Annotated in this window: 13 protein-coding genes and 1 tRNA gene; 3 read left to right on the top strand and 11 right to left on the bottom strand. The window is 64.3% G+C overall.

The genetic code is table 11. The annotated features are described in order from the left end of the window. Position 1 precedes the first annotated feature (1 nt). The 6 genes from BerOc1_RS16655 to BerOc1_RS16630 all read right to left on the bottom strand — a co-directional run bounded on the left by BerOc1_RS16655 (position 2) and on the right by BerOc1_RS16630 (position 8707). Complete coding sequence (locus BerOc1_RS16655) at positions 2-3922, bottom strand: efflux RND transporter permease subunit (protein ID WP_071547168.1); 3921 nt, start codon at positions 3920-3922, stop codon at positions 2-4. Positions 3923-3934: 12 nt separating this feature from the next. Continuing rightward, entirely contained in the window at positions 3935-6070 is a 2136-nt protein-coding gene (locus tag BerOc1_RS16650) for an efflux RND transporter periplasmic adaptor subunit (protein WP_071546884.1), read from the bottom strand. Positions 6071-6122: 52 nt separating this feature from the next. Beyond that, positions 6123-6398, bottom strand: coding sequence for a hypothetical protein (locus BerOc1_RS19175; RefSeq protein WP_071546883.1), 276 nt, complete (start codon positions 6396-6398; stop codon positions 6123-6125). A gap of 3 nt (positions 6399-6401) precedes the next feature. Beyond that, on the bottom strand, positions 6402-7766 hold the full coding sequence (locus BerOc1_RS16640; RefSeq protein WP_071546882.1) for a TolC family protein: 1365 nt from the start codon (positions 7764-7766) through the stop codon (positions 6402-6404). A 152-nt stretch (positions 7767-7918) separates the two neighbouring features. After that, a complete protein-coding gene (locus BerOc1_RS16635) occupies positions 7919-8173 on the bottom strand; it encodes an SHOCT domain-containing protein (RefSeq protein ID WP_071546881.1) in 255 nt (84 codons plus the stop codon). Positions 8174-8245: 72 nt separating this feature from the next. Beyond that, positions 8246-8707, bottom strand: coding sequence for a periplasmic heavy metal sensor (locus BerOc1_RS16630; RefSeq protein ID WP_071546880.1), 462 nt, complete (start codon positions 8705-8707; stop codon positions 8246-8248). Positions 8708-8937: 230 nt separating this feature from the next. Between BerOc1_RS16630 and BerOc1_RS16625 the strand changes: the two genes are divergently transcribed. Next, entirely contained in the window at positions 8938-10737 is a 1800-nt protein-coding gene (locus tag BerOc1_RS16625) for an ATP-binding protein (protein WP_071546879.1), read from the top strand. A gap of 13 nt (positions 10738-10750) precedes the next feature. After that, a complete protein-coding gene (locus BerOc1_RS16620) occupies positions 10751-12109 on the top strand; it encodes a sigma 54-interacting transcriptional regulator (protein WP_071546878.1) in 1359 nt (452 codons plus the stop codon). Positions 12110-12140: 31 nt separating this feature from the next. Here BerOc1_RS16620 and BerOc1_RS16615 read toward each other — a convergent pair whose 3' ends face one another. After that, a complete protein-coding gene (locus BerOc1_RS16615) occupies positions 12141-16592 on the bottom strand; it encodes a PAS domain S-box protein (protein WP_071546877.1) in 4452 nt (1483 codons plus the stop codon). Between the two features lie 391 nt (positions 16593-16983). After that, a tRNA-Ser gene (locus BerOc1_RS16610) sits at positions 16984-17075 on the bottom strand. A 198-nt stretch (positions 17076-17273) separates the two neighbouring features. On the opposite strand from BerOc1_RS16610, the gene BerOc1_RS16605 reads away from it, so the two are divergent. After that, positions 17274-17705, top strand: coding sequence for a Fur family transcriptional regulator (locus tag BerOc1_RS16605; RefSeq protein ID WP_071546876.1), 432 nt, complete (start codon positions 17274-17276; stop codon positions 17703-17705). A 1-nt stretch (position 17706) separates the two neighbouring features. Here BerOc1_RS16605 and BerOc1_RS16600 read toward each other — a convergent pair whose 3' ends face one another. The 3 genes from BerOc1_RS16600 to BerOc1_RS16590 form a co-directional block, all read right to left on the bottom strand. Further along, positions 17707-18693, bottom strand: a complete 987-nt coding sequence (locus BerOc1_RS16600) for a hypothetical protein (protein ID WP_071546875.1) — start codon at positions 18691-18693, stop codon at positions 17707-17709. A 220-nt stretch (positions 18694-18913) separates the two neighbouring features. Next, positions 18914-20605, bottom strand: a complete 1692-nt coding sequence (cysC, locus tag BerOc1_RS16595; protein WP_071546874.1) for an adenylyl-sulfate kinase — start codon at positions 20603-20605, stop codon at positions 18914-18916. A gap of 244 nt (positions 20606-20849) precedes the next feature. Then, positions 20850-22082 carry an NAD(P)-dependent alcohol dehydrogenase gene (locus BerOc1_RS16590; RefSeq protein WP_084641658.1) on the bottom strand — a complete coding sequence of 411 codons (1233 nt, stop codon included), beginning with the start codon at positions 22080-22082 and terminating at the stop codon, positions 20850-20852. Between the last annotated feature and the right edge of the window lie 220 nt (positions 22083-22302).

Below are 22302 nucleotides of genomic sequence, written 5' to 3'. Positions count from 1 at the left end.
GTTAATCCTGAACAGTCTCAGGAAGTTGACTTTTGTTGTCCCGCTTGAACCGGAGCTCCTCCACCAGGCAGTACAGGGTCGGGACCACGAACACGGTCAGGATGGCGATGGTCATGCCGCCGAACGACGGGATGGCCATGGGGACCATGATGTCCGCGCCGCGCCCGGTGGAGGTCAGCACCGGAATCAGGGCCAGGATGGTGGTGGCCGAGGTCATCAGCGCCGGACGGATGCGCCGCTGCGCCCCTTCGAGGATGGCCTTGCGGATGGCCTGGATGCTGCCCGTGTCCCGGCTCTCCCGGCTTTCGTCCAGATAGGTGGCCATGATCACGCCGTCGTCCGAGGCGATACCGAACAGGGCCAGGAAGCCGACCCAGATGGCCACGCTCAGGTTGATCGGGTGGACCTGGAAGAGGTCACGCATGTACGTGCCGAATACGCTGAAGTTCAGGAACCAGTCCTGCCCGTACAGCCAGATCATCAAGAACCCGCCGGACCAGGCCACGATGATGCCCGAGAAGACCATCAGGGTCGTGGCCATGGACTTGAACTGGAGATAGAGGATGACCACGATGACCATGAGCGCCAGGGGCAGGATGATGGCCAGCTTCTTCTGGGCCCGGATCTGGTTCTCGTAGTTGCCCGCGAACTCGTAGGACACGCCGTGCGGCACGGTCAGCTCGCCCGAGGCGATCTTGCTGTCGATGTAGGTCTTGGCGTGGTCCACCACGTCCACCTCGGCGAAGCCGGGCTTCTTGTCGAACAGGACGTAGCCGACCAGGAAGGTGTCCTCGCTCTTGATCATCTGCGGGCCGCGCACGTAGCGCAACTCGGCCAGCTGCTTGAGCGGAATCTGCTCGCCCGAGGGCGAGGCCACCAGGATGTTCTCCAGCCCTTCCAGGTTGTCGCGCAGCTCGCGCATGTAGCGCACCCGCATGGAGTAGCGCTCGCGCCCTTCCACGGTGGTGGAGATCATCTTGCCGCCCACGGCCACCTCGATGACGTCCTGGACCCTCTTCAGCTTGATGCCGTAGCGGGCGATGGCCTCGCGGTTGATGACGATCTCGATGTACGGCTTGCCCACGATGCGGTCGGCCACCACGGCGGCGGGCTGGATGGACGGCACTTCCTTGAGCAGCCGCTCCAGGTTGAGGCCGAAGCGCTCGATGGTCTCCAGATCCGGCCCCTTGACCTTGATGCCCATGGGGGCGCGCATGCCGGACTGGAGCATGACGATGCGGGCGGCGATGGGCTGCAGCTTGGGGGCCGAGGTCGTGCCGGGCATCTCGGCCGCGCGGGCGATGGCGTCCCAGATATCGTCCGGGGTGCGCACCCCGGCCCAGGCCTCGCGCCCGGGGTTCAGGTCGGGGTCGAGCGGCGCGCGCCATTGCCTGAACGGCTTGCCGTCCGGGTCCGGGATGAGTCTGCCCTGCCCGTCACGGGGGTAAAGCCCCCGCACCAGATAGGGCAATCCGTCCCCGGCGGGCAGCGGCTTGCCGTCGGCCGAGCGGAAGTAGTCCTTCTGGGTGCCATCGAACCGGTAGCGCAACCGCTTGCCGTTTTCGGCCAACAGGTACTCCGGCCTGTAGTTGATGACCGTTTCGATCATGGACAGCGGGGCCGGGTCCAGCGGGGTCTCGGCGCGGCCGAGCTTGCCCACGGCGGTGTCCACCTCCGGGATGTCCAGGATGGCCATGTCCTGCTTGGACAACACGTCCTGCACCTCGCCGATGGAGGCATGGGGCATGGTCGTGGGCATGTACAGGAAGGAGCCCTCGTCCAGCGGCGGCATGAACTCCTTGCCCAGGCCGGGGAAGACGTGCATCAGCGCGCCGACGGGAGCCGAGGCCCGGACCGAATCGGGCAGCCAGGAAGTCATGGCGCCCGCCCCGAACCAGGCGAATCCGCCCAGGAGAATGATCGCCAGGGGCAGGGCCAGGAAGGCCGCCTTGTGGTCCAGGACCCAACGCAGCATGGACGCGTACCCCTTCTGGAATATCTGGAAGAAGAGCATCAGCCCGCCGATGAGCACCGCGACGAACAGGAAGTTGCGCAGATTGCCCTTTTCCGGCCCGAGCGGCAGCCAGTGCGTGGACAGGAGGATGACCACCAGAGTGATGACGCCCCAGTTCTCGACCTTGCCCCACAGGGCTTCCACGCGCGGCGGCAGGAAATGCCCGAAGACGCGGTGCAGGCCGAGCGCGATCAGGAACAGGCCGATCCACCACTTGACGAATACGGCCACGGCCAGGCCCGCGACGATGTACAGGACGTCGACCAGGTGGTTGGGCAGCCGCTTCCTGGCGCCCTCCGCCTTGCGTCGGTAGATGAGGTGCGCGATGGCCGGGAGCACGGTCAGGGCCACGATGATCGAGGCGATGAGCGCGAAGCTCTTGGTGTAGGCCAGGGGCTTGAACAGCTTGCCCTCCGGCCCGTCCATGGCGAAGACCGGCAGGAAGCTGACGATGGTCGTGGCCACCGCGGTCATGATCGCGCTGCCCACCTCGGACGCCCCTTTGAAGATGACCTTCATGCGGCTCTCGTCCAGGGAGGCATGCTCGAATTTCTTGAGGATGTTCTCGCAGATGATGATGCCCATGTCGACCATGGTGCCGATGGCGATGGCGATGCCCGACAGGGCCACGATGTTCGCGTCCACCTTGAACATCTTCATGCCGATGAAGCACATCATCACGGCCATGGGCAAGAGCGACGAGATGAGCAGGGAACTGCGCAGGTGCATGACCGCGATGAGCACCACGATGATGGTGATCAGGATTTCCTCGGTCAGGGCCGTGTCCAGGGTCCCCAATGTCTCGTTGATCAGCCCGGAGCGGTCGTAGAAGGGAACGATGGTCACCTTGGAGACCGTGCCGTCGGCCAGGACCTTGGACGGCAGGCCGGGCGAGATGGCCTCGATCCTGGCCTTGACGTTCTTGATGACCTGAAGCGGGTTCTCGCCGTAGCGGACCACGACCACGCCGCCCACGGCCTCGGCACCGCCCTTGTCCAGGATGCCGCGCCGCAGGGCCGGGCCGAGGGAGACCCGGGCCACGTCCTTGACCCGGATGGGCACGTTGTTGGTCACCTTGACCACGGCCTCCTCCACGTCGCCCAGGTTCTTGACGAACCCGATGCCCCGGATGAGGTATTCCACGCGGTTGATCTCGATGGTCCGCGCGCCCACGTCCAGGTTGGACTGCTTCACGGCCGAGAAGACGTCTTCCAGGGTGACCCCGGCCGCGCGCATGGCGTCCGGGTCCACGTCGATCTGGTACTCCTTGACGAACCCGCCCACCGAGGCGGTCTCGCTGACGCCGTCGGCACCGAGCAACGCGTAACGCACGTACCAGTCCTGGATGGAGCGCAGTTCGTCCGGATCCCACCCTCCGGTGGGGTTGCCGTCCGGATCACGGCCCTCCAGGGTGTACCAGAAGACCTGGCCCAGGGCGGTGGCGTCGGGTCCCAGCGTCGGCTGGACGCCCTGCGGCAGGGTGCCGGGCGGCAGGCTGTTCAGCTTCTCCAGCAGGCGCGAGCGCGACCAGTAGAAGTCCACGTCCTCGTTGAAGATGACGTAGATGGTCGAGAAGCCGAACATGGAGTAGCTGCGCACGGTCTTGACCCCGGGGATGCCGAGCAGGGACACGGTCAGGGGATAGGTGACCTGGTCCTCCATGTCCTGCGGCGAGCGGCCCATCCATTGGGTGAAGACGATCTGCTGGTTCTCGCCGATGTCCGGGATGGCGTCCACGGGCACTGGGTCGCGCGGCAGGTCCGGGATGTTCCAGTCGAACGGCGCGACCACCAGGCCCCAGCCCATGACGCAGGCGACCAGCAGGAAGACGATCAGTTTCTGTTCCAGGCAGAAACGGATGACCTTGTCCGTCAGCGTCTTTGCCTCGATGCGGGGATGCTGTTCCATCTTGGTCACCGGCTACCGCTTGAGTTGCTTGTTGATTTCGCCGCAGGTGGACATGGCCGTGCCGAAGTACGGATTGTTAACCTCCTGGTCGCGCTGGACCCAGGTGGCGCCCTCGTAGTCGAAGGCCATGGGGCAGAATATCTCGTACAGGGGACCGTCCGTGTCCGATCCGAACTTGAGCAGCGCATCGGAAAGGCCTGCGGACAGCGGCTTGAACCCGGTCCGCACGGCGTCGATGCCGTCCGCCTGCCGGATGGCCTCCAGCCCGCCGGTCATGTCTTCGAGCGCCTCGCTCCAAAGGGTATGGGACGGGCCGTCCAGGACCTGGCCGTCGACCAGCCTGAGGGCTTCGGAGACCTTGGACGCGGCCTGGCGCGCCCCTTCGGCGTCGTCCGTGGCCAGGGCCTTGGCCAGCGGCTCGTAGGCCGCGAAGACCTGGCCGAGCTGCCGCCGGAAGGCGGCCGGAACCGAGGGACCGGCCGGGGCCGGGGCGACCTTGAAGGCCGCGGCCATTTCGCCGTAGTGGCCCTTCATCTCCGCGAATATCTCATTGAGCCTCGCGACGTCCGGGGCCTCGGCCCCGAGGATGGCGTCGTTGCCGAGCAACATGGCCGATTCCTTCCAGCGCAGGGACGAATCACCCTCCAGACCGGAACCGTCGATCAGGCGCAGGGCCTTGTCGAACCGGCCGAAGGCGAGATGGGTCCGGGACAGGTCCCGGGTGGCCACCGCGTCCGACAGCTCCCCGAAGGACTGCGCCAGAAGACGCAGCTGGGAGGCGAACAGGGACGGCAGTTCCCCGTCGTCGCCGCCCTCGACGGCGCTCGACGGGTTCATCATGCTCGGCTTGGCCACGATCTGCACGGCGCTGTCGATCTTGAAGTTGCCCTTGGTCACGACCTGTTCGCCCTCGGTCAGCCCGCTCTTGACGATGTAGAAGTTTCCGGCCTTGGCCCCGAGCACGATCTCGCGCCCCTCGTAGGCTCCTGCCTTGTCCGGCACGGCCACGTAGACCACGGCGCGCTTGCCGGTGATCAGCGGGGCCGAGGCCGGGATGACCAGCGGGGACTCCCCGCCCTTTGCGGCCGTCTTGTCCTTGTGCTGGGTGGCGCGGACGAGCATGCCCGGCTTCAGGCTGCCGTCCTTATTGGGCACCACCAGGCGGACCCGGACGGTGCGCGTCTTCTCGTTGACCAGGGGGTCGATGTACACGACCTTGCCCTTGAATACCTTGCCGGGGTACGCCTCGGTCCTGAACTCCACCTCCTGCCCCAGGGAAACCCAGGGAAGATCGGATTCGTAAGCCTCGAGCACGACCCACAGGCTGGACAGGTCTGCGATGGCATAGATGGGAGCCCCGGTCTTGACGTACTGGCCCTCGTTGACGTCCTTGCGGATGACCACCCCGCCCTGGGGCGCGTAGAGGGTGATGTGGTCGGACGCCTTGCCCTCGGCCGCGACCCTGTCGATCTGCGCCTTGGTCAGGCCCAGGAGGCGAAGCTTCTCGCGGGCCGCGTCCTCGGTGCGCGCGGCGCTGTCGCGGACCAGGTCGAGATTGCTGTTCTTCAGGTCGCGCATGGCCTTGACCGCCTGGATCAGCTCGGCCTGGGCGGTCAGCAGCTCGGGGCTGTAGACCGAAACCATGGGCTGGCCGCGCCGGACCGTGTCGCCGGTGTAGTCCACGTACATCTTGTCCACGCGCCCGCCGGCCCAGGCGGTGATGGTCCGCACCCGGGTCTCGTCGTAATCGACCTTGCCGAGCATGCGCGTCTCCACGGCCACGTCCAGACGCCGGACCGCTTCGGTGGCGATGCCCGCCAGCTTCCTGGCGTTCTCGCTCAGGGAGATTTCCCGCAGGCTGTCCCGTCCGCCCTCTTCGGTGCGCCGCAGGGGGATCAGCTCCATGAAGCAGATGGGGCACTTGCCCGGCTCGGGCAGTTGGATCTGCGGGTGCATGGAGCAGGTCCAGGTGATGTTTCCGTCGTCGTCGAGATGGGCCTCGAGGTCGTGGTCCTCGGTCACGGGGGCGTGAACCGCCTCGTCGGCGATGGGGCCGATGGCTCCCTTGACCAGGTATCCGCCCGCAAAGGCGACGACGCTGACCAGGATGATGACCATGGCGAATCTGCGGTTTCTGAATGTACTCATATCTTCCTCTGTGGTTACGGGCAATTGTGCCCGTCGTCGTTCGATCCGCGGCCTAGGCCGGGGCGTCTTCCGGCAGGACGTTGTTGTCCCGCATCTGTTCCATGTACTTGTCCGGGTCCTTCTTGAATTCGGACGGGCAGAACGGACAGCAGAAATAGATCCGCTTGGACCGGTAGTCGGTGAAAATGTCCCGGTTGATGTCGAAGCCCATGATCGGGCACAGACTCTGGACGGCCCCGCCCTCTCCGTCCCCGACGCCCGTCCAGAATGGGATCGAGACGGCGGCCAGCAAAACGGCGGCGCACAGGGCCAGCTTGATTCGGGTCATGGATCACTCGCCCTTCTTCAGCAGGGAGCCGTGAAATTCGCACGGCAGTTCGGTGCCCACCAGGGTCTCGATCTGGGCCAGGCGCTGGGCCTGGTCGGTCAGGGCCCGGTAATAGGCCAGCTGCAGTTCCAGCAGGGTCTGTTCGGCGTCGATCATGTCCAGGGAGGTGCCCGCCCCGGTCATGAACGCCTCCATGGTCACGCCCAGGGACTGCTCCGCCTTGGGGACCAGCGTGTCCCGGTAGAGATCGATCTTCCGGCCCGCGTCGCGGTACTTGTAGAGGGCCAGTTCCAGGTCGGCCTCGAGTTGGCGCTCCAGGCCGAGACGGGCGCGCCGGGCCGCCGAAACCCTGGACTGCCCTTCCTCCACGGCGGCCTGCCTGGCGTTGAACCAGATGGGCAGGTTGAAGGACATGGTCGCCATGACCGGGTTCTCCCCGTCGCCGATCACGCCGGGATTCCGGGCCTCGTCCACTTCGGTGACGTCCAGGCCGAAGGTGAAATCGGGATAGTAGTCGCGTTTGGCCAGGCTCTCGCCCGCCTCTTCCCTGGCCTGGACCGTCTGCCAGTAGGCCAGCTGCGGACTGGACTCCTTGAGCCGGGCGAACAGGGACGCGTCCGTGTCGCTGATGGACATGACCGGAACGGCGGCGGGAACGGGAATGTCCGCCCCGGGTTCCCGGTCCAACAGCGCGTTGAGCCGGGCGGCCAGCGGCTGTTGCAGGTCCCTAAGGGAGTTGAGACGGTCCTCGAGTTTGCCGAGCTCCACCTGCGGACGCATGATGTCCGAATGCTTGGCCGTGCCCGTGGTGTAGCGGGCCGTGGCGATCTTCTCCAGGTACTGCATCAGCTCGATGTTTTCCCCGGTGATGTCGATGGCCCGGGCCACGTAGGCGTATTCGTAATAGGCATTCTTGACTTCGTAAAAGGTCTTCAGCTTGAGATCGTCGAACCGGGCCTTGAACCCGTCGGCCTCGCGCAGGGCCATCCGTTCCTTGTCCGCGAGCTTGCCGAAGAACGGCAGGGTCTGGGACAGCCCGTATTTATAGCGCGCCGGGCCGCCGCGCGTCTCCAGCGGCGTGGTGTAGTAGCCGAAGGAGAGCCGGGGATCGGGCAGCGTGTCGGCCCGAAGCGCCTTCTTGACCGAGGCCTGCCAACGGTGGAAGGCGGCCCTCAGCTCGTTGTTGTTCTCCGAGGCGAGTTGGAGGTAGGACTTGAGGTCGGCCAGTTCGGCCCGGTCGCCGAGATAGTCGCCCGGGGCCGGTTCCGTCACGGCCGAGGCGTCTTTCGTCTCCGCATGTGCCGAGGGCGCGCCCAGGGCAATGAGCAGGGTCACGGCTGCCAGGGTGGTGGTTATAGCTGTTTTCATCCTGATCCCTCTGCGTTGAATGGTTGGAGAGGCGACTTCCCAGTTTCTGCTTAATTTCAGACTTCCAAGGTATGAAATCTGCGCCTGTCTTATTAGAAAATAGAACAGAATGAAAGGCGTGACCAGCAAGGATATCCCGCCCCGACTCAGTTCTAATCCTTCAGCTGGGTGCGGATATTGCGAAATTCCTCGGTGGAGATGTCGCCGTTGGCGTACCTGCGCTTCAGGATCTCCATGGAATCCTCCCGGTCCCGCCTCGCGCTGGAACCGGAGACGGGTCGTTGGAAAAGCCGGATGACCAGGAACACCAACAGGCCGATGAGGAGCAGTCCGAAGAGGGAACCGAAGCCGCCCATGAACCATCCATGGCCCGGTCCGTACATGAAACCCCAGTTGTGATGCAGCATGTCTTTCTCTCCGTAACGTGTTTCAGCGGGGGGAGGTGCTCTCCCCCCGCTGAACTAGGGGATTAATCGGATCTACCAGGCCGGGCAGTTGTAGCCGTTGCCGTAGCCCTGGCCATAGCCCATCATGGCGCCGCGTCCCATGCCGCCGCGCATGCCGTGACCCATGCCGGGGCCCATTCCGCGTCCCATGCCGGGGCCCATGGCGCCGTACTGGGGCAGTCCGAGTTCCTTGGCCTTGGCCTGAACGGCCGTGATGTTCTTGTCGATGCTCTCGGACAGGGCGCGAACCCGCTTGGCGTCCGGATTCTGCCCGGCCATGACGGCCGCCATCTCCGCACGGTCCGCGCGGATGGCCGCACGCAGGTCGGCAGTGGAATCCTGGAATTCCTGGTATGCCTTCTGGTCGACCTGGGTGGCGTTGTAGCCCATGCCGTACCCGTTGCCCTGCCAGCCGTGCATGCCCCAGGCCATGGCGTTGGCGGAAACCAGGGCGACGACCGAAACCACTGCGAGCGCCATAACAAACTTCTTCATGATGAAACCTCCTGTAGGGTTTTGTTCGTGTTCGTACCCTCCATAAGGCAAGGGGCGTGCCAAAGTCGTTCTACTTCACACAATATATTGATTTAATTAGAATTACTGAAAAAACACAAATGCCGCGCAACGAATTTACCCTTGCCAAGACGGTCGCATGTGATTAATTTTTAACCAGTCCAAAAATAAGACAGTCCAAAAATTAAACAATCGCACCCGGCAGGTCGGACATGCAGCTGAAAGCGAAGATATTGGGAAGCCCCGCATCCGTGTGGATGATCCTGGGCATGGCCACCATCATGACCCTGGTGGTCGTGACCCTGGCCGTGTTCAACTACAACCGCGAAGTCCGGTACATGGAGAAGGTCCTCGGCGAAAAGGGAGGCGCTCTGATCCGCTCCTTCGAGACAGGCGCGAGGGTCGGCATGATGGGCGACTACGGGGCCGAGGGCAGGCTCCAGGCATTGATCGACGCGACCGCCAAGCTGCCCGACATCCTCTATATAGTGCTCACCGACCGGGACGGACGGATCATCGCCCACAGCGATTCGCAAAAGATCGGCAGCGTATTTCTGGACGCGGCGCAAATCGAGTCCCTGCATCCGGACCGGAAGGCCCAGTCCGTGGTCCTTCGGGATGGTGCTGGCGCGGGCTCCTTCGTGGTCTACAAGGAATTCGTCCCCCTGAAATCCGGCGGCTTCAGAATGATGCGCGACATGATGAACCACCACATGTCCTGGTCCGGCAACGGGCGGGGGAACGGAAGTGGCAACGGACGCCGGGGGATGATGATGCGGCGGCAGGCCGAGGACGCGTCCGGCGAGTCCGTCGAGAAACCGCTCATTTTCATCGGCCTGGACATCGCCCCATTCGTTGAGGCGCGCCGCACCGACGTCCGGGTCATGATGACCACCTCGGCCGTCCTGCTGCTGGTCGGCCTGGGCTGCATGGTCTCGCTCTTCTGGGTCCAGGCGTACCGCCGCTCCCGCGAGCAGCTGCGCGACACCCAGGCCCTGGCCGCCGAGATCGTGGCCAACCTGCCCATCGGCATGATCGTCACCGGCCCGGACGGCTGCGTGACCCGCATCAACCGAGACGCGGCCGCGCTCCTGAACGTGGCCCCGGACGACGCCCTGGGGGCCGCCGCGCGCGACGTGCTCCCGGCCGAGGTCACGGACCTGGCCGCCGAGTCCGCCGAGACGGGCGCTCCCGTGACCAGGGAACTGTCCATCCGGACCCGGGACACGGAGTCCCCGGTCAACGTCGGCGTCGCGCCGGTGACCTCGGACGGGGCCGCCCACCTGGGGACCATCTACATCCTCAGCGACCTGACGGAAATTCACCGCCTCCAGGCCGATGTGAAGCAGCGCGAGAAGATGGCGGCCATCGGCAACCTGGCTGCGGGCATCGCCCACGAGGTGCGCAATCCGCTGAGCAGCATCAAGGGATACGCGACCTACTTCGCCGGGCTGTTCGACGAGGGCAGCGATAACCGCAAGGCGGCCACGGTGATGATCGCCGAGACGGAACGGCTGAACCGGGTCATCTCCGAACTCCTGGATTTCTCGCGGCCCTCGGACTTCAAGTTCCGCAAGGCCGACCCGGCCATGGTCCTGGACACCGTGTCCAGGCTGTTGCAGCAGGACGCCTCGGACCAGGGAGTGGAGCTTTCAATGGAGGTTACGCCGGACCTGCCCGAAGCCGAGATGGACCCGGACCGCATGGTCCAGGCCGTACTGAACATCGGCATCAACGGCATCCAGGCCATGGAGCCCGGAGGCCGTCTGTCCCTGCGCGCCCGGTCCTTTGAAGGCGCCCTGGTCATCGAGGTCGAGGACACCGGCCGGGGCATCCCCGAAGCGGACCTGGCGACCATCTTCGATCCGTATTTCACGACCAAAAGCCAGGGCACCGGGCTGGGCCTGGCCGTGGTCCGCAAGATCGTGGAGGGACATGGCGGCGGTGTCCATGTCGCAAGCAATCCGGGCAAGGGCACGACCTTCGCCATCACCCTGCCGCAAGCCCATTGAGGAAAGACAGACAATGAAGACCACCATACTCATCGTCGACGACGACAAGGGCCATCTCTCCATGCTGAAGACCATCCTCGGCGGATGGGGCTATGAAACCGCTTCGGCCATGGACGGCGGCGAGGCGGTCTCGGCCGTGAAGGAGCGCCCCTTCGACGCCGTGCTCATGGACGTCCGCATGGCCAGGGTCAGCGGCATCGAGGCCCTGGAGGAGATCAAGGCCTACAACCCGGCCATTCCGGTGCTGATCATGACCGCCTACTCCTCGGTGGACGTGGCGGTCGAGGCCATGAAGCTCGGGGCCTACGACTACCTGACCAAGCCGCTCAATTTCGACGAGCTCAAGCTGACCCTGGAACGCGCCCTGGAGCACCGGCGGCTGTCCGAGGAGAATCGTCATCTGCGGGAGACCGTCTCCTCCGGGCAGTCGCTCACGGGGATCATCGGGACCAGCCCGGCCATGCGCGAGGTCATCGAGATGGTCAAGGTGGTCGCCCCCACCGAGGCCACGGTGCTGATCACCGGCGAGTCCGGCACCGGCAAGGAGCTCATCGCCCGGGCCATCCACTCGAACTCCGCCCGGAAGGCGAAACAGCTGGTGACCATCAACTGCGCCGCCCTGTCCGAGACCCTGCTGGAATCCGAGCTGTTCGGACACGAGAAAGGGGCCTTCACCGGCGCGGACAAGCGCCGCGACGGCCGGTTCATGCAGGCCGACAAGGGGACCATTTTCCTGGACGAGATCGGCGAGATATCCATGCCCATGCAGGCCAAGCTGCTTCGGGCGGTGCAGGAGCGGGAGATCCAGCGGGTGGGCAGCGACACGGTGCAGTCGGTGGACGTGCGCATCCTGGCCGCCACCAACCGGGACCTCAAGGCCGAGGTGGACGCCGGACGCTTCCGGGAGGACCTCTACTACCGGCTGCACGTCATGGCCCTGCGCCTGCCCGCGCTGCGCGAGCGCCAGGACGACGTCCCCCTATTGGCCAACTTCTTCCTCGACCGGTTCGCGGAAAAGAACCGCAAGGCGGTCAAGGGATTCACCCCGCTGGCCATGGACATGCTCATCCACCACGCCTGGCCCGGGAACGTCCGCGAGCTGGAGAACACCATCGAACGGGCGATCATCCTGTGCATGGGCGAGTACGTTACCGAAAAGGAACTCCCGGCCGCACTGCTCAGGAGCTACGAGCAGGACGCCCCGGCGGGCAACGGCCACGGACAGCTCGGCGGGCAGCCGTTGGAGGACGTCCAGAAACTGGCCATCCTGGCGACCCTGGAGCAGACCGGCGGGAACAAGAGCGAGGCGGCCAAGATTCTCGACATCACCCGGACCACGCTGAACAACAAACTGAAGAAATACGGGATGTGACCGATACGCTGCGGCCCTCTCCCCGCCGCCGTCAGGACAGCCCGAGTTCGTCGAGCTTCCTGAGCGCCACCTCGAAGTCGTAGTTCTCCACGGCCTTGATCAGGCCGTTCATCTTGGCGGCGTGCCTGCGGACGCCGGGCATGGTGCGCAGCTTCTTGGCCACGGCCAGGGCTTCGGCGTTGAACTCCTCGAGCAGGACGCGCAGTTCGCGCAGGCATTCCAGGGTCTCCCCGGCCACCTCCCCTTCGCCCGCCTTGTCCGAATCAGCCGGCGCGGACGGCCCGCCGAGGCGTTGCAGCGCCGCTATGACCGGGGCCAGTTCCTCCTCCACGGCCCGGAGCAGCCTGTCGATCTCCGCGTCCGGTTCACGCCGGGCGCAGGCCGACTCCAGGTCCAGGGCGCGCTCGCTGACCCGTGCGGCCCCGATGGTGGCCGCCACCCCCTTGAGAGTATGCGCGCACCGTTCGGCTGCCATATCGTCGTCTTCCCGCCGCGCGGCCTCGAACATCTCCCCGAACTTCTCGTAATTGCGCAGGAATTTTCCCAGCAGGGAGCGGTACAGGGACTCCTTGCCCTGGACGTAGCGCAGCCCCGCCGCCACGTCTATGCCGTCCAGGCCGGACAGGTCCATGTTCATCTCGGGCAATGCGGAGGCGGTCCGCTTGATGGACGGCTTGACCCATTTGCCCATGGTCACGAAGAGTTCCTGGACCCGGATGGGCTTGCCGATGTGGTCGTTCATGCCCGCCTCGATGGACTTCTCCCTGTCCCCGGCCATGACGTTGGCGGTCATGGCGATGATCGGGAGTTTCTTGAAGCGGTCGATCTTGCGGATTTCCCGGGTGGCGGTGTAGCCGTCCATGACCGGCATCTGGCAGTCCATAAGCACGCAGTCGAAAGGCTCCCGCTCCAGCATCTCCAGCGCCTCCACGCCGTTTTTCGCGACCTTGCAGGCGATGCCGTTGCTGGTCAGCAGGTCCACGGCCACGTCCTGGTTGATCTCGTTGTCCTCCACCAGGAGCACCTTGGCCTGGCTCAGTTTGGCGGTCACCTGTCCCAGTTCGCTCTGCCTGAAGCCGGTCCGGCTCGCCCGCTGGGCCATGCCCTGTTCGGCGACCATGATGGTGTCGAGCAGGGTCGAGGGCAGTATGGGCTTGCTCAAGACGCCCACCACGGCGGGCTCGTCCTTGGTCTCGTTCTCGATGTTGAAGGTCCCGTACGCCGACACGAAGATGACCTTCGGCACCTGCGCGACGGCCGGACTCTCCTCCATGGCCCGGATCATCCCGTTTCCGGCGAGGCCGTGCAGATCCCAGTCCAGGATCGCGAAGTCGTAGGGACGGTCCCCGTCCCGCCCTTCCAGCAGGGCCAGCCCGGCTTCGGATGAATCCGCCAGATCGAACGTGAAGCCGAACCCGGCCAGCATCTCGGCGAAAATCGTCCGCGCGGTGGCGTTGTCGTCCACCACCAGCACGTGCAGGGGTCGTATATCCAGGTATTCGTCCCACTTGGGCGGGCGTGACTGTTTCTTCAGGCGGGTCGTGAAATGGAACGTGCTGCCGATGCCGGACTCGCTCTCCACCCAGATGGAGCCGCCCATCAACTCGGTCAGCTTCTTGGAGATCGCCAGGCCAAGCCCGGTGCCGCCGTACTTGCGGGTGGTGGAGGTATCGGCCTGGCTGAACTGCTGGAAGAGCCTGCCGCGCTGCTCCTCGGTCATGCCTATGCCCGTATCGCGCACCGCGAAATGCAGGACCACGTCTTCCCCGACCTCTTCCATGAGGCGCACCGAGATCACGACCTCGCCGCGCGGAGTGAACTTGATCGCGTTGTTCCCGAGGTTGAGCAGCACCTGCCCCAGCCGGAGCGGGTCGCCCACCAGGGCCGTGGGCAGGTCGCCCGGCAGGTCGAACATAAGCTGGAGCCCGGACTCCTGCGCCCGCAGCCCCAGGACGCCGGCCAGGTGCTCGAACACCTCCCCCAGGAAGAAGTCGACGTGCTCCATGTCCATCCTGCCCGCCTCGATCTTCGAGAAGTCGAGGATGTCGTTGAGGATGCCGAGCAGGTTTTCCGCCGAGACATGGACCTTCTCGATGTAGCTGCGCTGCTTCTCGTTGAGGCCGCTCTGCAAGGCCAGGTGGGACAAGCCCATGATAGCGTTCATGGGCGTGCGGATTTCATGCGACATGTTGGCCAGGAAATCCGACTTGGCCCGGGTGGCCTGTTCCGCCTCCTCCTTGGCCTCGGCCAGGGCCTTGGCCACCGCCTTCCGGCTGGTGATGTCCTCGATGATCCCTTCGATGGTTTCCAGCTCCCCGTCCTTGTTGAAGACCGGGTGCATGGAGTTGAGCAGTTCGTGCCGCGTCCCGTCCAAGTGGATGTAGGCCATCTCTATTTCCAGGGCGGTCTGCCCGCGTTCCATCGCCTCGCGGAAAGCGGCCTCCGCCCGCTCGGCCGCGCCGGGTTCCCAGTCGACCACGTCCTGCCACCTGCGTCCCATGACCTTTTCCCGGGGCAGGCCGAAGACGGACAAAACGCTCTCGCCGATGAACAGGATTTCCCCGTCCGGCTTGTGGCTGAAGATGGCGAACCGGCCGGCCAGGTCCTCCACCAGCCGCTGGTACCGCTCCCGGCTCTTCCGGATCTCGTCCTCCATGGCCTTGCGCTCGGTGATGTCGCTCAACACGGCCACGAAGATGGGGTTGCCGTTAACCACGGCCGAGTTGAGCGAAATATCCATGGGGAACAGGGAGCCGTCCTTTCTCTTGGCCTGGACCACGGTCTGCCTGCCGATGAGCTTGGTCGGGCCGCCATGGTTGAAGTCGCGAAGATAGCGGTCATGCTCCCGGCCGCGGGGCTCGGGCATGAGCATGTTCACGTTCTTCCCGAGCACCTCCTCCTTGGAGTAGCCGAAAATCCCCTGCGCCGCCGGGCTGAACTCGTTGATCCGCCCCCGGGAGTCCACGACGATGATGCCGTTCCTGGCCGTATCGATGATCCCGCGCAAATGGGCGGTCCGTTCCTCGACCTTGTTCTCCAGTTCCTTCTTGGCCTTTTCAAGCGCAAGCCGGTTCTCCTCCGCCTCGGTGATGTCGACAAAGGTCTCCAGCAACAGTTCCCGGTCGCCCTTCGTGATCATGGAAACCGACTTCATGATCGGAATGACGGTCCCGTCCCTGTGCAGCAGGGAACGTTTGGACATGTCCATGGATTGATCCAGGTCCAGCACCGGGCAGTTGTCCCGCTCCGACGGGCACGTCAGCAGATGGCAACTCCTGCCGACCACCTCTTCCTCGGTGCGGTCTATCATTTTCTGCGCAAAGCGGTTGATGGCCACGATGTCCCTGGTCTCGGGATCGACCAGCATGACGCCGGCCTCGATCGAGTCGAGCAGCTGGGACAGGAATTCCTCGTTCTTCCTGATCTCGTCCGACTGGGCCAGGATCGCCCGCTTCGAATTGTCCACCCGGTCGAACATGGTATCGAGAAAAACGCTCAGGTCGTGGATCTCGTCGTTCCCGCCGATGTCGATGGCCGACGCCGCATTGTCGGCCTTCTCCCGGCCCGACAGCCGGGACATGAGCAGATCGAGCCGATTGAGGACCTTTTTGTGGAGCAGGTAGAAGCTGAACAGGCCGATAAGCAGTATCGCGAAGAAAATAATGGCGAAGTAATAATATGAAATAGTCTTCCCTTCCCGGGAAATGGCTCTTTTCGCGGACACCTTCAGCAGGGCGACCGTCCGCCCATCCACATCCCGGACGGCAAGCATCCCCACCGAGGTCCTTTCATCGGGATAGACCAGGCGCACCCCGTCTCCGGAGCCGGGAGCGCTCAAGACCGTCTTCTCGCCGTCCTCCGGTTTTTCGAGCGACACCTCCACTCCCATCAGAGCGGATATCCCCTCGATGACGTCGGGGGTTATCATGCGCGCCATCATCAGCGACCCCATGGCCGGGCCCGATCCCGAGCTTGTCAGGACCGGACGCTTGACGACCATGAGCAGTTCCCCGTCCGGCAGACGGACGATGCCGCCGAAACCGCCGGATTGACTCGGCAGGGGCGGAAGCAGCCCGGCCGTCAGCCGGTTGATCCGCATTGCCAGCGCCATGTCCAGGTTGCCGTCCGGCCTGAACGCCCGCAGATAAACCGGCTCGCCATGGCGGTCCCGGATCGAGATGCACACGAGCGACTGGTCCTCAAACGTCTCCGGCGAGAGGTTGGACTCGACGTAATGGTCGTTGCCGTCCTGCGCGAAGACATAGGTGTCGTCCCACTCGGCCCAGTCCAGCACCAGTCCGTTCAGATGGACGAGCTGCCGGTCGAGAACCCCCTTGGCCATGGCGGCCAGGGAACGCGTCTGCTCGTCCTCGATGTCCTGGAATCCCCTGGTCAGGACCAATTCCGAGGCGAGGAACTGGCAGATGACGAAAAAGACCGCCACGGTGATGACGCCGGCCAGAAAAAACGTGCGAAGCTTCATCGAGTTGTTCCCCTCTGGCCTGAAAGGGGCGATCGCTGGCTATGATGGATATAATTCATGTATTCTACCGAGATGGTTGCGGGCCGGCCCGGCTCCGACGGCCGAGGCGCGCAACGCCCATTCCCAAAGAGGATCGATGCCTCGGACGCGGCATCGCGTCCATGCGCCCATGGTCATGCCACACGCCTTTTCCGTCCATTATATTATCGAAGTAATGGATTGACTTAACGATCAAAATAGGAAGGGGCTATCCGAATCGCCGATTGTATCCCCTTTCTCTCTTCACCGGGACAAAACCGTGACGGATATCGCGTCACGAATGATCGGGAAGCACTTTGATGCGATCAAAAAAACGGCCCAACACTGTCGTGATGAGCCGTGGGGAATTATCTGGCGGAGAGGGAGGGATTCGAACCCCCGGGCGGGTTGCCCCGTCTCTGGTTTTCAAGACCAGCGCATTAAACCGAGCTCTGCCACCTCTCCTTAAGGGGTCGGCGCGCATTTGTGCGCCGATTTGCGGGAAACCGTTTGTAGAAACCGTACCCCGGAATGTCAAGATGCAAAAGGGGTTCCGGGCGGTTGGGAGCTATTCCCCGCTTTTTTGTTCCCATTTGACACCTTCTTTTGCATCCCGTATGAGAGGAATTGACTGAAATTCAAACAAAACGACGGGATATCCCAATGAAAGCCCCGCAAGAAGTCTTTGCCGAATATCTGGCCAACGAGAACCTGAAAATGACGCCCCAACGGCGGGTCATTCTCGACACCCTGCTCAGGAAAAACGACCATCTTTCGTCCGAGGAGTTGTACGCCCTGGTCAAGAAGCGGGACGCCTCCATCGGCCAAGCCACGGTCTACAGGACCCTCAAACTCCTCAGCGATGCAGGGCTGGTGGAGCCCCTGGACTTCGCGGACGGGGTGACGCGTTACGAGCCCTGCTACGGCAAGGACCACCACGACCACCTCATCTGCGAGCAGTGCGGCAAGAACATCGAGATCATGGACGAAGTCATCGAGCGCCGCCAGGAACAACTGGCCAAGGAGCACGGCTTCACCCTCATCCGCCACAAGATGTATCTCTACGGCCTGTGCCCGGACTGCCGCAAGAAGTAGCTTATTCCTCGATATCGGCCAGGAACCGCGCCAGGGCCGGGATTTCGCCGTGCACGGAATGCCATGTGTACCGGCCCTTTACCTGTTCGCCCTCGGCCATGAACTGGATGCCCAGCCCGATGGCCCCGCCGCGGCCGGAAAAACGGCTGCGGATGACGCCGAGCGCCGTGAAGAACGAATATTTGCGCGTCTTGGGGTTCCAGATGCTGACCCGCAGTATCAGCTGCGCGCCCTGCTCCAGCGGCGGCATGTCGCCTCCGGGATTGACGATGAACATGCGCATTCCGCCGGCCGAGATGTTTTCCACGGCCAGGCGGGTGCGGGCGTCGTAGCGGGCCGGGTTGTTCACGGTCTGCAGCTCCGGCCGAAACATCCAGAAAGTGCGCGCCTTGCGACCGCTCCACGCCTTGACCCGGACCGCCCCCTCGCGAGCCACCCGCTGGCGGGCGTGCCGCCGCCGCAGGATGAACCGGTAGCGCACCGGAGTGAGTAGGCTCAACTCCTTGAGGACCACCCCCCGCTTGTCCGCGTGGGCCACCAGGGTGGTAAAGGCGTTGACGCGCTTGCCCGAATAGGCGAAGGGCCGGGTGAAACAGATGACCGGCAGGTGCCTGAGGGCGGTGAAGGTCGGATTGGCGCCGATCAACTGGAGCTCCATCTTACCGCCGGCCACGCTGGCCACCCGGGCGTCGCAGAGCTTGCGCCCGACCACGCCGCCGGAGTACAGGCAGACCTCGATGACCACGCCCCGGGAGACCAGGTAGTTCTCCACGGCACGCCGCTTGCGCCCGCGCAGCAGGCGGGCCGCCCAGCGCCCGGCCACGTGCAGGATGAGCAGCCGATAGCGCCACAGGACGTAGACCACGGCCATGGGAACGGCCACGGACAAGGTCCTGAACAGCAGTTCCTGGACGTCGAGGTGCCCGCTGCCGCCGAAGGTGCGCTGCACCTCGCGCAGATAATTGGACTGGGCCAGAAATCGGACCATCTTCCCACCGGTTGCGGTTCAAGCGGTTGACGCTCGTTGTTTCTATTCCGGACCCGCTGCAATTTCAATACCTTCAGGCACGCCAGAAACCCGAATCCGCCGGGCCGCCAAGCGTTTCGCGGCCCCTCTTGCAGAGAGTCGGCACCTGCAACACTCCTGAATACAAAGGCATATTACCTATCTGCTGAACAGGTGCCGCTTCCGGCCACCCGGGATGCGATCAGATGAACCGGTGCTCCCTCAGGTAAAGCAGGACCTCGTGGGCCGCCTCGTCGGGGCTCAATTCCGAGGTGTCGATACGCAACTCCGGATTCTCCGGTTCGACGTATGGGTCATCCACGCCGGTCATCCCCTTGATGATGCCCGCCCGCGCCTTGGCGTAGATGCCTTTGCGGTCGCGCCGCTCGCAGGCCGCCAACGGCGTGCTGACGTGTATTTCGACGAACCCGCCGTACTCCTCGACCGCCTCGCGTGCCTGTCGCCGGGATTCGGCGTAGGGGGCGATGGGCGCGCAGATGGCCACCCCGCCGTTCTTGACGATCTCGCTGGCCACGAACCCGATGCGGGTCACGTTCAGGTTGCGGTGCTCCCGACTGAAGGACAGCTCGCTGGACAGATTGGTGCGCACGATGTCGCCGTCGAGCAGGGTCACCGGGCGGCTGTTCAGCTCCAGGAGCTTGACGAACAGGACCTTGGCCAGGGTGGACTTGCCCGCCCCGGACAGCCCGGTGAGGAACAGGGTGATCCCCTGCTTCCAGCGCGGCTTGTACGTCCTGGACAGCTCCTCGAGCACCCCGGGGAAGGACATCCACTCGGGCACGGGCTCTCCCCGCGTAAGCAGGTCCACCACGGCATTATGGTCGTTGGCGCATCGGACGCCCGTTTCCGAACGCACGTATTTGCCCGAGGCCGGGTCTAGGACCATGCAGTGTTCGGCCACCGAAACAATGCCGGTCTCTTCCCGATGGTCCGCCAGCCAGCGGATGTGCGCCTCGTAGTCCTCGGACAGGATGTTTCGTCTCGGCTCGGCCTTGGCCCCGTCCCAGACGAGCATGTGGGTGCAGCCGTAGTTCCTGTTCACGACGGCTCGAAGCAGCGCGCCGCGCGGGCCCATGCGCCGCTCGAACCACGGGGTCAGGTTCAGGCTGGCCATGCTCCGGGGAAACGTTTCGGTGAATTGCCGGAAGCTGCGCACCAGGCTGAAATGATCCACGCTGAAATACATGGAGGGCCTGAGCTGAGGCGACAGCAACAGGTCGACCCCCTGCTCCCGGGCGATCTCCTCGAGCATGGCCCGGTCCGCCCGGTGCAGCGGCCTGCCCGCCTGCACGGCCATGACCTTGCGCCTTCCCTTTTGGGCGAAGGACCGCCGGACCTCGGCCGGGGTCAGGCGGATGTCGGTAAAGTCGTACCGCTGGGGATAGGACACGCCTTCCACCCGGCCGCCGATGTACCACGGCTCGCCAAGGCCGCAGCAACAGGCGTCCACCGGCTCACGGCGGGCCTCCGGGCCGTGGATGGCCCGGGCCTCGGCCGCGAGGTCCGGCTTCCAGATGTCGGACACGGTCAGCACGGCCAGCATGAACCCCTCGGCGTCGCGCACGGCCACGCACTCGCCCTCTTCGAGGTTCGCTGCGAACTCCGCGCTCACGCCCAGGCAAATGGGCAGGGGCCACAGGGTCCCGTCGCTCAGGCGCATGTCCGAGAGCACCGACTCGTAGTCCTTCCGCCCGAGATACCCGTCCAGGGGATGGAAGGCGCGGTTGAGGAGCATTTCCAGGTCGCAAAGCTGGCAGGGATTCAGATTCACGGACTTGAACCCCGTGGCTTGTTCCTTGAGCAGCTCCGCCCTGCGCGGATGGACCAACAGGCTCTCCGCATCGTGCGCGGGAAGGGAATCGGTATATTGCATCGTCTCGGCGTCTCGCGTGTTGTCGGTGCCCGGAGCCGCCCGGCCAGGCCGGATCGGGTGCCCGCATTGCGGGGCCTGTTCTCGGCCGGTCGGCACCGGCCCGGACAAACCTGTTCCAGCAACCACGTACTATCGTTTATCTTCATGCGCAAGCGCGGACGCCCCGCACAGATCCGCCGCCGGGCAGGGAAAAGGCCCCGGCCCCGACTGTGGGGCGCGGGGCCTTTACTGGCTCGTTTTCGGACTAGGCGTTCTGCATGTCGATGACGAAGCGGTAGCGGACTTCCTTGTTCATCACGCTCTGGTAGGCGCGCTCGATCTCCGAGGGCTTGATGATCTCCACGTCCGGCGCGATGTTGTGCGAGGCGCAATAGTCGATGACCGCCTGGGTTTCCTTCATGCCGCCGATCATGGACCCGGCCAGGCTGTGCCGCCCGAAGGCCAGGGCCATGCCGTTGATGCCGTCCATGTCGAACAGGTCGCCGACGTTGACCAGGGTGGCGTCCAGCTTCAGCAATTCCAGGAACGGCTGGACCTTGAACGGCACGGGCACCGTCGAGATCATCAGGTCGAAGCTGCCCTTGTAGCGGTCGAACGCCGCCTTGTCGGACCACAGCACGGCGTCCTTTGCGCCCATCTTTCTGGCGTCGGGTATCTTGTCCGGCGTGGTCGTGAAGACGGTGACGTTCGCGCCGTGTCCGACGCCCAGCTTGACCGCCATGTGGCCCAGGCCGCCCAGCCCGACCACGGCGAGATTCTGGCCCTTCATGAGTTCCCAGTGCCGCATGGGGGAAAAGGTCGTGATCCCCGCGCACATGATCGGCGCGACGCGCGCCAGGTCCATATTGTCCGGGACGTTGACCACGAAGTGCTCCTTGACCACGATGGACTTGGAGTAGCCACCGTAGGTGAAACCGCCCGAAACCTTGTCCGCCGAGTCGTAGGTGAAGGTGGTGCCGTTGAGGCAGTTCTGCTCCCGGTCCGCCTTGCAGTTTTCGCAGACGCCGCAGGAATCGACCATGCACCCCACGCCGCCGACGTCGCCGACCTTGAACCGGGTGACGTTGCTGCCCACGGCCACCACGCGGCCGACCATCTCATGGCCGGGCACCACGGGATAATGGGCCGGCCACCAGTCGCCGTGCACGGTGTGGATGTCGGAATGGCAGATTCCGGCAAAGAGGATGTCCATCTTCACGTCGTCCGGGCCGACCGCCCGGCGTTTGATGTCCATGGGGTGGAAATGCCCCTCCGCGCTGTCGGCTCCCCAGGCATGAACGATCGATTCCTTCATGACGTCCCCCTTGGTTTGGGCCTCGGCCGTGCCGGCCGTCAGCCCCGCCCCGATCACCGGAGCCAGGGTCAGGCCGGCGGCGATCTTGGCGCCGGTTGCGATGAACTCCCGGCGGCTTTTGTCCGCGGGATCGGAAACACTCTTTTCAGCGATATGTGTTTTATTCTTGCAGGATTCGCACATGGTCAGCTCTCCGTGAAAGTTGGTTTTTCTCTGGGACAACCTCTCGCGACAACCGCCCGAAGGACATCCCAAAGACCATCCGGACGGAATCCATCGGCACTCTGCCATCCTTAAAACAGACCTCGCCCAGAGAACAATGATAATCCATACCAGTTTCCTCCGTGGGAGAATTGCCCGATACTCCAGAAATATGACCTATTCATATTGGAAAGGAGCCGGG

Origin of the sequence: Pseudodesulfovibrio hydrargyri, assembly GCF_001874525.1 — a bacterium.
Classification (GTDB): Bacteria; Desulfobacterota; Desulfovibrionia; order Desulfovibrionales; family Desulfovibrionaceae; genus Pseudodesulfovibrio; species Pseudodesulfovibrio hydrargyri.
Note: the sequence above shows the minus strand (reverse complement) of the source record. Positions and strands in the feature narration are given on the sequence as shown.

Excerpts from the sequence above, each read along its gene's own strand:
- BerOc1_RS16640 (WP_071546882.1), bottom strand. The coding sequence starts at position 7,766 with ATGAAAACAGCTATAACCACCACCCTGGCAGCCGTGACCCTGCTCATT.
- BerOc1_RS16650 (WP_071546884.1), bottom strand. The coding sequence starts at position 6,070 with ATGAGTACATTCAGAAACCGCAGATTCGCCATGGTCATCATCCTGGTC.
- BerOc1_RS16630 (WP_071546880.1), bottom strand. The coding sequence starts at position 8,707 with ATGAAGAAGTTTGTTATGGCGCTCGCAGTGGTTTCGGTCGTCGCCCTG.
- BerOc1_RS16625 (WP_071546879.1), top strand. The coding sequence starts at position 8,938 with ATGCAGCTGAAAGCGAAGATATTGGGAAGCCCCGCATCCGTGTGGATG.
- BerOc1_RS16635 (WP_071546881.1), bottom strand. The coding sequence starts at position 8,173 with ATGCTGCATCACAACTGGGGTTTCATGTACGGACCGGGCCATGGATGG.
- BerOc1_RS16590 (WP_084641658.1), bottom strand. The coding sequence starts at position 22,082 with ATGTGCGAATCCTGCAAGAATAAAACACATATCGCTGAAAAGAGTGTT.
- BerOc1_RS16600 (WP_071546875.1), bottom strand. The coding sequence starts at position 18,693 with ATGGTCCGATTTCTGGCCCAGTCCAATTATCTGCGCGAGGTGCAGCGC.
- BerOc1_RS19175 (WP_071546883.1), bottom strand. The coding sequence starts at position 6,398 with ATGACCCGAATCAAGCTGGCCCTGTGCGCCGCCGTTTTGCTGGCCGCC.
- BerOc1_RS16655 (WP_071547168.1), bottom strand. The coding sequence starts at position 3,922 with ATGGAACAGCATCCCCGCATCGAGGCAAAGACGCTGACGGACAAGGTC.
- cysC (WP_071546874.1), bottom strand. The coding sequence starts at position 20,605 with ATGCAATATACCGATTCCCTTCCCGCGCACGATGCGGAGAGCCTGTTG.
- BerOc1_RS16605 (WP_071546876.1), top strand. The coding sequence starts at position 17,274 with ATGAAAGCCCCGCAAGAAGTCTTTGCCGAATATCTGGCCAACGAGAAC.
- BerOc1_RS16615 (WP_071546877.1), bottom strand. The coding sequence starts at position 16,592 with ATGAAGCTTCGCACGTTTTTTCTGGCCGGCGTCATCACCGTGGCGGTC.
- BerOc1_RS16620 (WP_071546878.1), top strand. The coding sequence starts at position 10,751 with ATGAAGACCACCATACTCATCGTCGACGACGACAAGGGCCATCTCTCC.